The sequence below is a fragment of the Acinetobacter sp. CIP 101966 genome (genome assembly GCF_000369725.1).
GTDB lineage: Bacteria > Pseudomonadota > Gammaproteobacteria > Pseudomonadales > Moraxellaceae > Acinetobacter > Acinetobacter lwoffii_Q.
Genome location: NZ_KB850159.1, coordinates 26,641 through 41,506 on the forward strand (window position 1 = coordinate 26,641; position 14,866 = coordinate 41,506).

The window sequence follows — 14,866 nt, forward strand, 5'->3', positions numbered from 1 at the left end:
TAGCATTGAACCATGAGCAGAGACGCAAGAAAATGTTATTTTTTAATACCATTTAAACGACGAATCAGATGCATTTTAAAATTCCGGATTGACCACATAACGGGGCACTCGTCCTTCCAAGGCATCAACAAGATTCTGATAAGCCAGTTCTGCCATTTTTTTACGGGTGGCTGCAGTGGCCGAACCCACATGTGGCAATGTAACCACATTATCCAACTGGAATAATTCCGATTCCTTTAACGGCTCTTTCTGATACACATCCAGACCGGCAGCAAAAACCTGCTTGGCTTTTAAAGCTGAAATTAATGCCTGTTCATCAATGACCGAGCCACGTGAAATATTGACCAATACTGCATGGGATTGCATTTTAGCCAATTCCGCTGTCGCAATCAGCGCCTTAGAATCCGCATTCAAATCTACTGCAACGACCACAAAGTCAGAACGCTGTAACAGTTCCTCAAGCTGGCAATATTTCGCATTCAACCCTTGAGCGAGTTCTGGTTTTTCCCGGCGATTATGATACAGAATATTCATGTTAAAACCGTAAAAACCACGACGTGCGATTGCCGCCCCAATATGACCGAGACCAATAATTCCGAGGGTTTTTCCAAAAATATCCATACCAAATTGTGCTTCGCCCACGGTACGCTGCCATTGTCCCTGCTTGGTCCATTGATCCAGGTAAGCCACTTTGCGTGCTGCTGACATCAGTAAAGTGAAAGCCAGGTCAGCAGTGGTTTCAGTCAGTACATGCGGCGTATGACTGAGATAAATTTTCTTTTCATTTAAATAATCCAGTTCATAGTTGTCATAACCGACACTGACACTGGAGATAATTTTTAACCGGGTGGCACTGGCCAGATTATCGCGATTCAGCAAACGCCCTGCGCCAATCATGCCATCAGCATCCTGAACCTGCTGCAAAAGCTGTTGATTCACATCGCCTAGCTTGGGTTGTATATAACTAACCTGATAATTTTGTTCGAGCTTATTTTGAATATCAGCATCAATTTGACTAAATACAACCACTTTTTGTTTCATCTATTTTTATTCCACAGCAAGATTATTCCAGACTGGCGGTCCTATTTTGCATAAACTGCCATAAACGTTTTTTTAGAATTGGTTGATCCAGCATTTCTTGTAAAGATGCCAACTGGATCATTTTCGTATTTGATATATGCGCTACAGGCCCGAGGAAAATAATATTTTTCTCTACACTCATCCCATCCAGAAAACCCTGAATATAGGATTCTACACCACGTCCATCCTGAACATTGGCCCAGGGAAATGGCCAGTTCAGCTCATGAAACTCTCCCGGGACTGCACGCTGGATATTGCCCCATAAATTCTGGGTGTCTTCGGTCATTGCAGTTGCATCAATCACGATACTGCAATGTGCCAGACTTAAAGCCTGCAAACTGAATGGCGGGATTTGTACGATTTCACGCTGTTCCTGAACAGGTGCAATGTGAGTCGGTGCCGCAGGTGGTGTATCAACCTTAAGCGTAACAATTGGCTCTGGCTCAGGAATCGGTAGATCAGCCAACGCCTCTACGGAAGCAGGCTGTGGTAAGACGATATCGGTGTGAAATTCAGGTGCAGCCTGATCACGCCAGATCGAAACCTGGTGCGGCTGACATGCGCTGTCCCTAGGAATCCAGAGATCGATTCCTAATGTTGCCAGTATGTCACGCTGATGCCCAATCATCTTTTCATCATCACCAATTTCAGGCTGAACATTTTAGCCGGATTGCCTGTGCTTTGCCGAACTTTTTCAGCTTTTCTTTTTTATCCTGATGGATTCTAGTACAAAGTTTAGCTGTCTGCTAAAAACCGTGCTTTTAATACACAATTAAACCATTCCTGCTGTTATAACAGATTCCGGCTAAAGCTGCGCGTTCTCATTTATTTTCTACAGAATGGTTAAACTGTTCTTCTTTAACATTTGCTGAACGACCTGTTCTGCCTCAAAACCCAAGCGCCAATACAACAGCTCCATCACGTCCAACTCATCCTGTGTCACGATACGATCACTCCACAAACAGGCCTCTGCAATACCTAAAATACTGAGGCGATCACGCAATAACAGCCCCGCAATATCATTCAGGATTTCTGCTAGATCAATCGGCTCATCAGAAATTTCATTATATAAGTCCAGTTCCTGAGCGGTCAGAATCCGGTTTAAAATCCGCTCCCGCACCTCAAGCTGGTTGCCGCTATTAATCTGCTGTACATGCAGCAAGGCGTCGATCAAACGCACAATCTGTGGCTTGACCTCATCGAGTGCTGTAGGCGTATGTGCAGGAAGCAAATTCAGTTCGTATTTCACACATTCCAGTAATAATGCATCCAACAGGCCAATTTCGCCATCTTCCTGAATAATCCGTGCCAGCTTCATCAAAAACTGGCGTGCAACAGTTGTCGGCATGCCACCAATATTGTTACAAGCTTGCTGGAAAATCGAGATATGCACCCGCCCGTCCAGATTGAGCAATGAATCTACAATGGCACGGCTAACTTCAGCCTCAGTCGGAATAAATTCACGATATTGACGGATCATTAAAATGGCGACCATCACTTCACGAGAACCAGTTGCGGTTTGTAATGCACGCTCAATCAGTTCCGGACGTGGCATCTTGAGCCGAAGTTCCGGATTCAGTGGTTTGATCGCATCTTTAATCGCAAAACTGATCGGAGACAGCCGCAATAATGGCAAAGGCTGTGGCGAGCTCCAGCTCATTGCAGTTTCAGGCACCACTTCTTCTAAAGAACGGAACAAACTAAACAAAGGCTGATTTTTGAGTTTTTTCAGATTCTCAAGCTGTAAGTCCTGAATCAAGGCAGGATTTAATTCATAAATCCGCTGATTGATATGGGGATGAATATTCAGCCAGTTTTGTGGGCTCAAGGAATTGGCAAAGCACATATGTGAAATGGATTCAGCATATTCACTATAAATCTGGGAGCCGGAATGATGCACATGAATTCTGAGTAAAGTCTGAATATTGGCATCATTTTGAATCAGGCGTCGGGTCTTTCGATCATTTTTATAGGTCCGACCACCGAGTGAAATATATTTAATGAAACGGGAAATCAAAACACCCAAACTACCAATCAGCCAGATCACCGCACCGACTGAAACATAGAAAGTTTCGAACTTGTTTTCACGAGGACTACCCGCTCGATAAAAACCGGACTTGGCAATCTTACTGCCACACTGACTAAACGTGGTTAAACTGCTATACAGAATTTTCAAACGGGTATTTTCCGCAGCTTCACCAGACAGGATTTTATTGAATTCATGGCTGAGCAAGCCATACAGCTCGACTTTATCCAGTGTTTGTATCGCACCCCAAGTCAGGATAATTGCGGTATCCCGCGGACTAAACCCTGCCGTCAATGCATTGACACCAACTTCATCGGGCAGCACATATACCGCCGGAACGTCAATCAGAAAAGTCTCTGACAGTTGCTGGTTAATGTGCAGTGCAGCACTTTCTTCTGGAATACTGTCCATCGGACTCAACCGACGTGCACCCAACTGCTTCGCCAGCGAATAACCGCCATTCCGAAAAATATAGAATTCATAGATGACCGAGATCATCATGGCACATAACAACAAAGCAATCAGATAAGGACTTAGCGCATGCCAGAAGATTGACTGGCTAGGATCAGTATAAAAAACAAAGAGACCAACAACGGTATTAATAATAAAAATAGTCAACAGAATTGCAATCAGGCAAAAACTTACAGGCAGTACTATATTTTTGTTTTTTATAAAATCGTATCCTACGTTTCGCAATGCAGAACCCTAAAATGATGATTTTCAATGGGTTCATCATAAAACAAAAAAGCGGGAAATTCCCGCTTTTTCATGATGATTTTAAATGTTTAAACTTCGCGTACGCCAGTCAAATCCACTGAGGCTGCATCAATATTGACATCAATATAATTGCTTTCTTTCATGGCACTGTCACTACGTTTTTGCTGAAGATCATCCAGATATTGCGCATCAATACCGCCCGAAACATAGATGCCATCAAACACTGAACAATCAAAGTCTTTGACATCCGGTACTTTGGTGGTTCTTACCGCATCTTTCAAATCTTCCAGATCCTGGAAAATCAGACGGTCAGCACCAATAATTTCACGGATTTCTTCCACGCTACGTTCCGATGCAATCAGCTCAGATTTCGCCGGCATATCAATACCGTAAACGTTTGGATATTTCACCATCGGTGCTGCAGAAGCGAAGAATACTTTTTTCGCACCAGAATCACGAGCCATCTGGATAATTTCATTACAGGTCGTACCACGGACAATCGAGTCATCCACCAACAGTACGTTTTTACCTTTAAACTCAAGCTCAACCGGGTTCAGTTTTTGACGTACCGATTTTTTACGCAGCTGCTGACCAGGCATAATGAAGGTCCGGCCGATATAACGGTTTTTCATGAAACCTTCACGGAATTTCACGCCCAACATATTGGCAAGTTCTAGCGCTGAAGTACGTGAAGTATCCGGAATCGGAATCACCACATCAATATCATGCTCTTCACCCCACTCACGCAGAATTTTTTGCGCCAGCTTCTCACCCATTTTCAAACGTGCTTTATACACCGAGATTCCATCAATGATGGCATCTGGACGGGCAAAATAAACATATTCAAAAATACAAGGACGGTATTCAGCATTCGCCGCACATTGCTTGGTAAAAAAATTACCTTCTAAATCAATAAATACCGCTTCACCAGGCAAAATATCACGCTCAACTTTAAAGCCCAGCGCAGTAATCGCAACAGATTCAGAAGCAATGATATATTCCATACCCTGTTCAGTTTCACGTGAACCGTAGATCAGTGGACGAATACCATTTGGATCACGGAAGCCTACCAGTCCCTGACCGGTAATCATCGCCACCACACCATAAGCGCCTTTGCAACGCTCATGCACACGCGTCACCGCATGGAAAATATCTTCCGACGTCGGTACCAATTTGCCATGTTTTTGCAATTCATGCGCAAACACGTTTAACAGGACTTCCGAATCAGAATCGGTGTTCATATGACGCAAGTCAGTTTTGAACAGGTCATCATGAATTTCTTCAGCATTGGTCAGGTTACCATTATGTGCCAAGGTAATCCCGTACGGCGAGTTCACATAAAACGGCTGTGCTTCAGCACTGCTCGATGAACCGGCTGTTGGATAACGCACATGACCAATACCGTAATTTCCTTTCAAAGCACGCATATGACGGGTATGGAATACATCACGCACCATACCATTGTCTTTGCGCAGGAATAAACGTCCTTCATCACATGTCACGATCCCAGCTGCATCTTGTCCACGATGTTGTAACATCGTTAATGCATCAAACAACATTTGGTTAACGGGTGATTTACCAGCTATACCAACTACTCCACACATAGCAACCTCGCAGACAAGCTAGGATTAATAAAAAGGATTATTTGTAGACTCATCTGCAGCTCCAGACTTGGACGATGTTTCAGATGATGAAGCTGAAGGTTTCGATGCCCCTTCAGGCTTGATATGTTGTAGTGCACCATTCGCGGCTTCTTTCGACATTTGCGTCGCCCAAGGCGCATAAGGCAATAAAGCTTGAATAAACTTGGACTGTTTCCAGTGCGGTGAGCTTTCTACCCACGGGCCAATTCCCTGCATGGTAATCAGAACAATCAGCAAACCTTTCAGGCTACCAAAGACACCACCCGCCAGACGGTTAAGAGGACCCAGTTTAAGACTCTTTAAAATACGGTTCAACAGTGCAGTAACGATCCAGGTCAGAACTACAATCAGCAGGACGATAAAAGCGAAGGCCGCAATCTTTTGTACGACTGGATCTGTACTCAGAGCAACCATAGACGGCGCAAGTAGCGTTGAATATTTTGCCGCAACAATCAGGGCAAAGATCCATCCCACTAAGTTCGCAAAGGCTTTAATAAATCCTTGACGCAAACCGTTGAGCCCTCCAATGAGCAAGATAATCAGTAGAAAGATATCAATGGCATTCATAGGATTTAAAGTGCGTCTACACAATCTTTTACAAGTTTAGGTCCGGTATAGATGAGGCCACTATAAACTTGTACAAGGCTGGCGCCTGCCTGTTTCTTGGCAGCAGCATCTGCACCTGAAAGAATACCACCCACACCAATCAATGGAATTTGTCCTTTTAATACCGCAGCAAATGCAGCCAGACATGCGGTACTTTTCTCAAATACTGGCGCGCCAGACAAACCGCCCGCTTCCTCTGCATGCTCCAGACCCTCTACCCCTTCACGTGACAGTGTGGTATTGGTCACGATCAGACCATCGATCTTGAATTGCAATAACTGTTTGGCAATAAAGGCAATATCGCTGTTATCCAGATCAGGCGCCACTTTCAGTACCAAAGGTACATAATGCTGGTATTCCTGAGCCAATTCAAGCTGACGCTTCTTCAATGTTTCCAGCAGTTCGGTGAGCGCATCACCACTTTGCAGGCTGCGCAGGTTTTTGGTATTGGGAGAAGAAATATTGACGGTAATATAAGAAGCATAATTATAGACTTTTTCTAAACAGATGAGGTAATCATCTACTGCTTTTTCTACCGGAGTATCAGCGTTTTTACCGATATTAATACCGAGAATACCTTTAAATTTGGCCGCTTTGACATTTTCAACCAGCTGATCCACGCCATCATTGTTAAAGCCCATACGGTTAATAATGGCTTTGGCCTGTGGTAAACGAAATAAACGCGGATGAGGATTACCGGCTTGCGGTCTCGGGGTAATGGTACCAATTTCAATAAAACCAAAACCTTGACCGGCAAGGGCGTCAATATAGGCACCATTTTTGTCCAAACCTGCCGCAAGACCTACCGGATTGGGAAATTCGATTCCCATACAGGTCACAGGTTTCGCAGCAACGTTTTGACGCATCAAGCCCATTTTATGGGATGATTTCAATAGTGATAATGTCAGCTCATGTGCACGCTCTGGTGCTAAAGAAAACAACAAAGGGCGGGCTAGAGAATACAACATATCCAGAAAAGTCTACTGCTTTTTAAGTCGGCATATTATAGGCATAGGCTGACAAAAAAACCATGCTTTGCAAATCTTTATTTTTACCGTTTATTGTATGGTCGCCGTTAATTTAATCTGTCCTGCCTCATTATTTAGTTCCATTTTCTCGATACTTAGCCCCATTTGTGCCAGCTGAGTCAGGAAATTTGCCAGTACTGCATAATTTTCATGCATGACCGCCAATTGAATTTTTCCTTCCATTTGCTGGGAAGCCACCGACAATCCTTGCTGCTGTGCGACTCGCTGTACTTTCTCCGCTGCATCCAGTTGGGTGTCCCCAGCCGGTTTCATGGTTACTGCATTACTTTGCATCCAAACAATGGTATCTTTCAGCTGATTTAAGCGTTTTTGCTGGGTATCTGCCGCCTGATGCATATACCAGAGTGCAGAACCGACTGCCGCCACAATCACAAAAACAGTGGTAAAAATCACCATTACCCGTTCACGTACCGACAAGCTGTCCAGATAATCACTCAGTTTTTCAAAAGACTGATCCATACGATTTTGTAGCGCTTCAATGCCTTTCATTATTGAATCCTCACCAGTCCGATCGCAGCTGTTCCGCTGGCCTGAATATTCCCCAGCTCCACCTTGAAGCCTTGCTGGCTCAATTGCGTGGTCAGTGCATTTAACGTTTCTGATGAATTGGCTTTAAGTTCCATACTTAGCACAGAAGCATCATAATTCACCCGTTGTGCCACAATCTGATTTTGCATCAAGACTGGCCCCACCCGACTAATCAGCTGCAATGCATGCGTATCTGCAATCTGGCTTTGACGCAACTGCCCCTCAAACTGACTTTTGATATTTTGCTCAGTGACCGGATAATTTTGTCCAAACCAGTATTTAAACTGGTCAATGGCTTGCGCGGCGGTCTGATTCGCCACTTTCTTATATTGATACCAGCGCACAGCATCATAACTAAACTGCAATACCAAAATACCCAGAAAAACCGCCGCGCAGGCTTTCCAGTAACCGGAAATAGCGCCATCGGATTTTGCTTTAGGCAAGACATTAAACGGATGCTGTTTTGGTTTTTTCAGTACAGGAACACCATATTGGAAAGATTCCAGTTGCTCCTGAGTGATGAACGCTTCAAGACTACGCAACTGTTCCTGATTCAGATTGCTCACCTTATAGCTAAGGTCCGTGGACTGATAATCCAGATAAAGGCTCAGATCATCTAGCGACTGTCCGATATATTCCGACTCGCGCACCAGCAAGCGTCCACCGATTTGCGCAATCACACGCTGATTGGCCTCAGGAATCGGTAGCACCAAAAAGTCCGGCAACAAAGCCGCCAGCTTGACCGGAATCAGGTTGAGCGCGTGTTGCAAGGTCTCAAGCGTAGAATTCGCAATCCCCATAATGCTGATCTGATCCGGCTGCTGAAAATGATGTAGCACTTTCATAGCATCTACCGGCAGCACCACGTATTCTTCGAGCAAATATTTAATGCCATCATTGCCCATTTTCTTATATTGGCTCTTGGGCAAGGTCTGCTGCAAAATTTGCACATGACGGCTCGGGAAAAATACTACCGCCTCTTCGCCATGATGAGCCTGTATATCCTGAATCAGCTGCTCAAGTGTGTCCGCAGTGTTCCAGAATTCCCCAGTTGACCATTGCCAAACCCCATTGGCTTCAGGCATCCATAAATACAACATCGATTGTGTTCTGCCGTTTTAATTAATTTTTTATAGTGTAGGAATAAAGCTTTTTATCTGTGTGGATAAGCCCGGGGCAATCACCGCCTGATCATAAATACGTGCTTCTGCCAATGCATAGGGATGAAAAGATTCAGCCAGCAGAATGGAAGACATATGGGCCACGACGTTCATATGACACACTACTGCAATCGACTCATAAGGCAGTTGCGACAACCATTCCACTGCGACCTTAGCATCATCATCCGGTTTGATGGTATTACAGATCACCACCGGCACATCTTTAAAATAATGCTGCAAATGTGCCAGAGTTTCCTGCGCACGCAATAACGGACTGACCACAAAGACTTCAGGCTTGATCAGATCCTTTAAGAACTGTGCAGTTTGCTCAGCCTGTTGATGACCACGCTCCGTTAAAGGTCGCTTGGTGTCATTACCATTGACCGGTGGCGCGGCCTCGCCATGTCGAACTAAAGTCAGTTGCATTTGATTTCCTTATATTCTTTTGCCTGCATGTTAACCCGCTGATATGACAATTCGCAGACAGTCCTTGTGTTATAGATCAGACTTGATGATGTGGCAAGACAAATTCGACATCACTGCGATGACCGTTTTTCATCAATGACAAGGCAATATTGAGTGGTGGCGCACCTTCAAAAATCACATCATACAAGGCCGAGGTAATCGGCATATACACATCGAGTTCTTCCGAACGCGCCTTGACCTGCACAATGGTATTAATCCCTTCTGCCGTTTGCCCCAATTCAGTCGTTGCTTGCTCCAAGGTCTTACCTTTACCAAGCGCATAGCCCACCTGATAATTACGGCTGAGCGGGCTGCTACAGGTTGCGAACAAATCACCCACACCTGAAAGCCCAAGGAAAGTCAGCGGATTGGCACCAAGTTTTACTGCAAAACGGCTCATTTCAGCCAAGGCACGAGTCAGGATCATACTCTTGGTATTTTCACCCACGTTATACGCAGCGGCCATACCCATCGCGACAGCATAAATATTTTTTAATGCGCCGCCAAGTTCTACCCCATGCACATCATCACTAGCGAATACGCGGAACAAGGCGCTATGTAAGGCTTGTTGTACCGCATAACGCACCAGCTCAGATTGGCTGGCAATCACGGTTCCTGCCGGCTGTCCTGCCACAATTTCCTTGGCCAGATTCGGTCCTGATAACACACCATAAGGCACTTCAGGCAACACTTCACGAATAATATCGCTCATGAAACTAAAGGTTTTGGCTTCAATACCCTTGGTCAGCGAGATCACGGCTTGCGATGTAATAAAAGGTTTGATTTGCTGCAAAACATCCCGGAAAGAATGGCTCGGAATTGCGACTAAAATAATATCGCGATCACGCACAGCCTGTTCCAGATCTGACACCGCCAGCAGATTTTCTTCTAACTTAAAATCTGGCAAATAGCGTTTATTGATATGGGTGGCATTAATATCTGCCGCAACTGCTTCATCACGAATCCAGATCATGGTATTGCAACCATTACGCACTGCAGTATTGGCCATTGCAGTACCAAAGCTACCCCCACCCAATACCGTTACTCTTAAAGCTGTCTTATGATCAACTGCAACCGGTTCTACCAGTTTTGAGAAATTTAATTCTGACATCTTATTTTTTAATATCCTGTTATACCGTGCCAACTAGCTGTTCTGGTTCCAATAACTTACAAAATCACTGGTTTGAATCTCTGCACGCGGGGGAATTGCTTTTGCGGCAGTGCCAATATAAATAATACCCGAGACCAGATCGTCTTTTGAAATTCCCAATGCCTGCTTAAACAGGCCAGACTCGACTACAGCACCGCTACGCCACATGGTTGAGAAACCCTGAACCTGAAGTGACAGCAGAAAATTCTGAATCGCTGCGCCTGAACTAAGGATTTGTTCAAAATGCGGAACTTTAGGATGATCCTGCAAACGCGTTAAGGCAAGTACCAATAAGGGCGCACGAAACGGATGATTCTTGACCCGCTCAATCTGCGCTGTTTCAGTTTCACCCAAATCGACGAGCGCCTGCGACAGCAACTCTCCAAAAGCTTCACGCTGATTATCTGGAACCACGACAAATGTGGTCGGCTTGAGCCGATGATGATCGGGTGCAGTTAATGCCGCCTGAAAGGCTTTTTCCAGTTGTTCTGCATTCGGTGCCGGTGCCAGCAGATGACCAATCGATTGCCGTTGGTGAATATTTTGATGAACGATGTCAATCGCAGATTCCGTCATTGCCTTGTATATCTACACTTAAAAACCCTACTCAAGATTAGCATATTCAAAGAAAAATACGCTAGAAACTTCATAGCGATTCAGCAAGCTCATCGCCACTTGAAAATAAACTTGTTTGGTTTTTCAATCCTGTACTGCTCTATTTTTCACCTAACTCACATAGAGCTATACCAAAAATTGCTAAACTTATACAACAGCTACAAAATCTGCGCTGCTTGCTGTGTTGAAATATTCAGCATCGTATTTACTTGAGATTTCATGATGAAAAAAACAATCGCTTTCAGCGGATTAGCTATTTCTGCATTACTGCTTACTGCGTGTGCCTCAAACCCGACTGCATTGGCAGTGCAAAAGGAAAATAACCAGTATGAGGTGACCGGATTAGGTAAAAATCAACTGACCTCAAAAAACAATGCGATTACTGCGGCCAATAAAGCTTGTGGCTCTCGATCAACCCCCATTATTGTGGATGAAAAGACAGCTTATAACGGCGCTTTAAAAGGCGTAGTCGATGAACAAACAGGTCAGATGATTCAGGCAGCCGCTACTGTCCTTGGCAATATCGCAGGTACCAATACTGGTTTAAACCAGAATGATGATTATCAGACGGTGCTTACATTCCGCTGTCAGGCCAAATAAGCCTTAAACCACAGCGCAATAAAAAAACCGCTCTTCAAGAGCGGTTTTTTATATGGTCTGTATTAGCAGTAACCTTCCAGGCGGGTCAAAGGCAATTTTTGCCCAATGGCTTTTTCAATTTCTGGCAGATAGAACGCATCATCTTCTGCAAGGAAACTAATACTCACGCCACTGGTTCCCGCACGACCGGTACGGCCAATACGATGCACATAATCATCCGACTGTTCCGGCAAGGTGAAGTTCACCACATGCGACACACCATCGACATGGATACCACGACCAGCAACATCGGTTGCAATCATGATGTTATGTTTACCATTTTTGAACTGATCCAGCATTTTCAGGCGTTTGTCCTGAGCAATTTCGCCCGACAACATCACCACTTTATAACCATCCCGTTTTAAATGATCATAAAGTTTGCGTACCTGATCACGACGGTTGGCAAAAATCATGACTTTTTCAATCGGCTCATCACGCAGGATTTCTTGCAATAATTTATATTTGTCCGCCTTAGCAACCATATAAACTCGCTGCTCGACATCGGCATTAGTTTTCTTTTCCGGTTCAATTTCAACTGTGACCGGTTCAAATAACCATTGTTGCGCAAGATTCAATACATCGTAGCTAAAAGTAGCAGAGAACATTAAAGTCTGACGTTGTTCTTTACGCGGCGAGAAACGTACAATGCGCTTTACTGAAGGAATAAAACCCATATCTAGTAAGCGGTCTGCTTCATCAATGACCAAAAATTCAATCTGATCCAGCCAGACTTCTTTTTGTTCTACAAAATCAATCAGACGACCCGGTGTAGCCACCATAATATCGACAGGTGCTTTATTCAGCTGGTTCTTTTGCTTGTCAAAATCCACACCACCCAGCAAGGTCACCACATTAAGACCGGCATATTTCGCCAGATCCTGTGCATCGCTTTCAATCTGTAACGCCAGTTCACGGGTCGGTGCCAAAATCAGCGCGCGTGGCTCACCACGATAGCGTTGTTCCTGAATCGGATTATTTAACAGATCATTCATGATACTAATTAAAAAGGCGGCAGTTTTGCCTGTACCTGTCTGTGCACGGCCAATAGCATCATGTCCTGCCAGCGTGAATTTCAAAACCTTCTGCTGGATAGGCGTCATGGTGGTAAAGCCTAAAGCATCAATCGCTTTTTTTAGATTGGGATGTAAATTTAAGGTTTCAAAACCAGATGACATAAAGCGGTGCTCTAATTGGGTAATCACTAAGATAGGGATAGTATAAACAAAAAACGCCCCAAGTTATATTGGAGCGTTTTCTTTTTAGCTTAATCCGAAGATTAGTCTAATGGTTGAACTTCTTCAGCTTGAAAGCCTTTTTGGCCTTTAACAACACTGAATTCAACACGTTGGCCGTCACGAAGTGAACGGTGACCGTCACCTTGGATAGCACGGAAATGAACGAATACGTCATCGCCGCCGTTACGTTGAATAAAGCCGAAGCCTTTAGTATCGTTAAACCACTTAACTACGCCTTGTTCGCGAGCAGCTGTCATAAGTTAATCCTCATTGAAACTAAAAGAAGGACCACCCGGTGTTGCAAACAGCAGAGCAAACAAGTTTGAAAATATTATTTTTAAGCTTGTAATCATTCTGTAAAACTATCAACAAAATCCCGGTTACATCCATTTATGTAATAGGGTGAAAAACAATCACTTTGTTTATTCAAAGTCCCAAATACGCAATGAGCTTAACATGGGTTTATCACAATTAATAGATTTTTTTTAGCATGTTCTGTTTGATTTAGTTATTTTTTTCATGAAAATTGTCAAAAGACTTTATAAAGTCATTTAGATCTTCTTTCTTCTTAAACCAGTTTGGTTCTGGCATCATATTTGCTACTATTTATAGCCTTTTCTGCTATCTAAATGAAACCGCAATGCTCGAAGATCCAGCGCAATTCAGCCTTATAGACGCCATGGGAAAGCCGTGCCCGATGCCGCTATTAATGTTAAAGCGCGCATTAAAGGCCGGGAATCAGAAAACATTCCTGCTGAAATCATCTGATCCGCATAGCCAGACAGATGTCAGCCGCTATTGTCAGCTACATCAGCTCAAGCTCGAATTTAAAAAAATTTCTGATACAGAGTTTCACTACTTAATTGAATCTTAAAAATTTTCAATTAAACTGTTGATCTTCACTTTCGTATACTTTTTTACATTTCTCTACCCAAATATCCATTATTTGCGGAGAGATTGGATTAAGATAAAACCTAGTTTAGGGTTATCCCGCACTTCAAGGAGAACACATGAGTGACAGCCGCAATCAGTTGATGCCCCTGTCATTATCGGCGCCAGGTGTCAACCTCGGTGCTTATATCAGCACTGTCAATCAGATTCCGATTTTAACGGCCGAACAAGAAAAAGAGTTGGCTGAACGCTATTATTATGACCAAGATTTAGATGCAGCGAAAATGCTGGTCATGTCGCATTTGCGTTTTGTAGTACATATTGCGCGTAGTTATGCAGGTTATGGTTTGCCACAAGGCGACCTGATTCAGGAAGGCAACCTGGGCCTGATGAAAGCTGTAAAACGTTTTGACCCGAATATGGGCGTACGTTTGGTGTCATTTGCCGTGCACTGGATTAAGGCGGAAATTCACGAATACGTGATCCGTAACTGGCGTATTGTGAAAATCGCCACCACTAAAGCGCAACGTAAACTGTTCTTTAATCTGCGCAGCCTGAAGAAATCATCGAAAAAGTTGACGCTTGCAGAAGCACAGTCTATTGCCAATGATTTAAATGTCACACCAGAACAAGTACTGGAAATGGAAGGCCGTCTGACGGCGTATGATGCGGCTTTTGATGCATCAAGCGATGACGATGATGAAGGTTCCACCCATGTGGCACCAGCGTTATATCTTGAAGATAATCGTTATGACCCGGCTCGTCTGATTGAAAATGAAGACTATGAGGAGCAAAGCACCTCTGCCCTGCATGAAGCCATGGATCAGCTAGATGATCGTTCACGTAATATCTTGCAGCGTCGCTGGCTAGATGACGAGAAATCGACCCTGCATGAGCTTGCAGCCGAATATAATGTTTCTGCGGAACGTATTCGTCAGCTGGAAAAAAATGCCATGGAAAAAATTAAAGTGGCGATGTCATCGAATTAACACCGAATTCCGTTACTGATTTACCTCGAAAAAGCCTTCTTTGATGAAGGCTTTTTTATGTCCGCATTTTGAA

16 protein-coding genes are annotated in these 14,866 nt (G+C 44.0%); 3 read left to right on the forward strand and 13 right to left on the reverse strand.

Annotated features, from left to right (window positions below):
* Window positions 1-75 precede the first annotated feature (75 nt).
* The 11 genes from F891_RS02935 to F891_RS02985 all read right to left on the reverse strand — a co-directional run bounded on the left by F891_RS02935 (window position 76) and on the right by F891_RS02985 (window position 11,000).
* On the reverse strand, window positions 76-1,041 hold the full coding sequence (locus tag F891_RS02935; protein WP_005262046.1) for a 2-hydroxyacid dehydrogenase: 966 nt from the start codon (window positions 1,039-1,041) through the stop codon (window positions 76-78).
* Between the two features lie 22 nt (window positions 1,042-1,063).
* Window positions 1,064-1,708 carry a hypothetical protein gene (locus tag F891_RS02940; protein WP_004729953.1) on the reverse strand — a complete coding sequence of 215 codons (645 nt, stop codon included), beginning with the start codon at window positions 1,706-1,708 and terminating at the stop codon, window positions 1,064-1,066.
* 204 nt (window positions 1,709-1,912) lie between these two features.
* Entirely contained in the window at window positions 1,913-3,802 is a 1,890-nt protein-coding gene (locus tag F891_RS02945; protein ID WP_004729955.1) for a M48 family metalloprotease, read from the reverse strand.
* A gap of 89 nt (window positions 3,803-3,891) precedes the next feature.
* Window positions 3,892-5,427: an amidophosphoribosyltransferase gene (gene purF / locus F891_RS02950; RefSeq protein WP_004729956.1), complete on the reverse strand. Its 1,536-nt coding sequence runs from the start codon at window positions 5,425-5,427 to the stop codon at window positions 3,892-3,894.
* 24 nt (window positions 5,428-5,451) lie between these two features.
* Window positions 5,452-6,033, reverse strand: coding sequence for a CvpA family protein (locus F891_RS02955; RefSeq protein WP_004729958.1), 582 nt, complete (start codon window positions 6,031-6,033; stop codon window positions 5,452-5,454).
* A gap of 5 nt (window positions 6,034-6,038) precedes the next feature.
* Window positions 6,039-7,040, reverse strand: coding sequence for a quinone-dependent dihydroorotate dehydrogenase (locus F891_RS02960; RefSeq protein WP_004729961.1), 1,002 nt, complete (start codon window positions 7,038-7,040; stop codon window positions 6,039-6,041).
* 90 nt (window positions 7,041-7,130) lie between these two features.
* Entirely contained in the window at window positions 7,131-7,610 is a 480-nt protein-coding gene (gene gspM, locus F891_RS02965) for a type II secretion system protein GspM (protein WP_004280088.1), read from the reverse strand.
* A complete protein-coding gene (gene gspL / locus F891_RS02970) occupies window positions 7,610-8,749 on the reverse strand; it encodes a type II secretion system protein GspL (RefSeq protein ID WP_004729962.1) in 1,140 nt (379 codons plus the stop codon). Before gspL ends, gspM begins: the two co-directional genes overlap by 1 nt.
* A gap of 30 nt (window positions 8,750-8,779) precedes the next feature.
* Window positions 8,780-9,235: a phosphoglycerate mutase family protein gene (locus tag F891_RS02975; protein ID WP_004729964.1), complete on the reverse strand. Its 456-nt coding sequence runs from the start codon at window positions 9,233-9,235 to the stop codon at window positions 8,780-8,782.
* A 76-nt stretch (window positions 9,236-9,311) separates the two neighbouring features.
* The gene (locus F891_RS02980; RefSeq protein WP_004280094.1) at window positions 9,312-10,385 is read right to left on the reverse strand and encodes an NAD(P)H-dependent glycerol-3-phosphate dehydrogenase; all 1,074 of its coding nucleotides are present in this window, start codon (window positions 10,383-10,385) and stop codon (window positions 9,312-9,314) included.
* Window positions 10,386-10,418: 33 nt separating this feature from the next.
* Complete coding sequence (locus F891_RS02985) at window positions 10,419-11,000, reverse strand: nitroreductase family protein (RefSeq protein WP_004729967.1); 582 nt, start codon at window positions 10,998-11,000, stop codon at window positions 10,419-10,421.
* A 258-nt stretch (window positions 11,001-11,258) separates the two neighbouring features.
* Between F891_RS02985 and F891_RS02990 the strand changes: the two genes are divergently transcribed.
* Window positions 11,259-11,639 (forward strand): hypothetical protein, encoded by a 381-nt coding sequence (locus F891_RS02990; RefSeq protein WP_004646604.1) that lies wholly within the window; start codon window positions 11,259-11,261, stop codon window positions 11,637-11,639.
* Window positions 11,640-11,701: 62 nt separating this feature from the next.
* Here the strand turns inward: F891_RS02990 and rhlB are convergent, their stop codons facing one another.
* Window positions 11,702-12,853: an ATP-dependent RNA helicase RhlB gene (gene rhlB, locus F891_RS02995; protein ID WP_004280098.1), complete on the reverse strand. Its 1,152-nt coding sequence runs from the start codon at window positions 12,851-12,853 to the stop codon at window positions 11,702-11,704.
* 101 nt (window positions 12,854-12,954) lie between these two features.
* Window positions 12,955-13,170, reverse strand: coding sequence for a cold-shock protein (locus tag F891_RS03000; RefSeq protein WP_004280099.1), 216 nt, complete (start codon window positions 13,168-13,170; stop codon window positions 12,955-12,957).
* A 383-nt stretch (window positions 13,171-13,553) separates the two neighbouring features.
* Here F891_RS03000 and F891_RS03005 point away from each other — a divergent pair, with 383 nt between their 5' ends.
* Entirely contained in the window at window positions 13,554-13,787 is a 234-nt protein-coding gene (locus tag F891_RS03005) for a sulfurtransferase TusA family protein (RefSeq protein WP_034439159.1), read from the forward strand.
* Window positions 13,788-13,923: 136 nt separating this feature from the next.
* Entirely contained in the window at window positions 13,924-14,793 is an 870-nt protein-coding gene (gene rpoH / locus F891_RS03010; RefSeq protein WP_004280101.1) for an RNA polymerase sigma factor RpoH, read from the forward strand.
* Window positions 14,794-14,866 lie beyond the last annotated feature (73 nt).

Excerpts from the sequence above, each read along its gene's own strand:
- F891_RS02935 (WP_005262046.1), bottom strand. The coding sequence starts at position 1,041 with ATGAAACAAAAAGTGGTTGTATTTAGTCAAATTGATGCTGATATTCAA.
- F891_RS02940 (WP_004729953.1), bottom strand. The coding sequence starts at position 1,708 with ATGATTGGGCATCAGCGTGACATACTGGCAACATTAGGAATCGATCTC.
- purF (WP_004729956.1), bottom strand. The coding sequence starts at position 5,427 with ATGTGTGGAGTAGTTGGTATAGCTGGTAAATCACCCGTTAACCAAATG.
- F891_RS02955 (WP_004729958.1), bottom strand. The coding sequence starts at position 6,033 with ATGAATGCCATTGATATCTTTCTACTGATTATCTTGCTCATTGGAGGG.
- F891_RS02960 (WP_004729961.1), bottom strand. The coding sequence starts at position 7,040 with ATGTTGTATTCTCTAGCCCGCCCTTTGTTGTTTTCTTTAGCACCAGAG.
- gspM (WP_004280088.1), bottom strand. The coding sequence starts at position 7,610 with ATGAAAGGCATTGAAGCGCTACAAAATCGTATGGATCAGTCTTTTGAA.
- gspL (WP_004729962.1), bottom strand. The coding sequence starts at position 8,749 with ATGTTGTATTTATGGATGCCTGAAGCCAATGGGGTTTGGCAATGGTCA.
- F891_RS02975 (WP_004729964.1), bottom strand. The coding sequence starts at position 9,235 with ATGCAACTGACTTTAGTTCGACATGGCGAGGCCGCGCCACCGGTCAAT.
- F891_RS02980 (WP_004280094.1), bottom strand. The coding sequence starts at position 10,385 with ATGTCAGAATTAAATTTCTCAAAACTGGTAGAACCGGTTGCAGTTGAT.
- F891_RS02985 (WP_004729967.1), bottom strand. The coding sequence starts at position 11,000 with ATGACGGAATCTGCGATTGACATCGTTCATCAAAATATTCACCAACGG.
- F891_RS02990 (WP_004646604.1), top strand. The coding sequence starts at position 11,259 with ATGATGAAAAAAACAATCGCTTTCAGCGGATTAGCTATTTCTGCATTA.
- rhlB (WP_004280098.1), bottom strand. The coding sequence starts at position 12,853 with ATGTCATCTGGTTTTGAAACCTTAAATTTACATCCCAATCTAAAAAAA.
- F891_RS03000 (WP_004280099.1), bottom strand. The coding sequence starts at position 13,170 with ATGACAGCTGCTCGCGAACAAGGCGTAGTTAAGTGGTTTAACGATACT.
- F891_RS03005 (WP_034439159.1), top strand. The coding sequence starts at position 13,554 with ATGCTCGAAGATCCAGCGCAATTCAGCCTTATAGACGCCATGGGAAAG.
- rpoH (WP_004280101.1), top strand. The coding sequence starts at position 13,924 with ATGAGTGACAGCCGCAATCAGTTGATGCCCCTGTCATTATCGGCGCCA.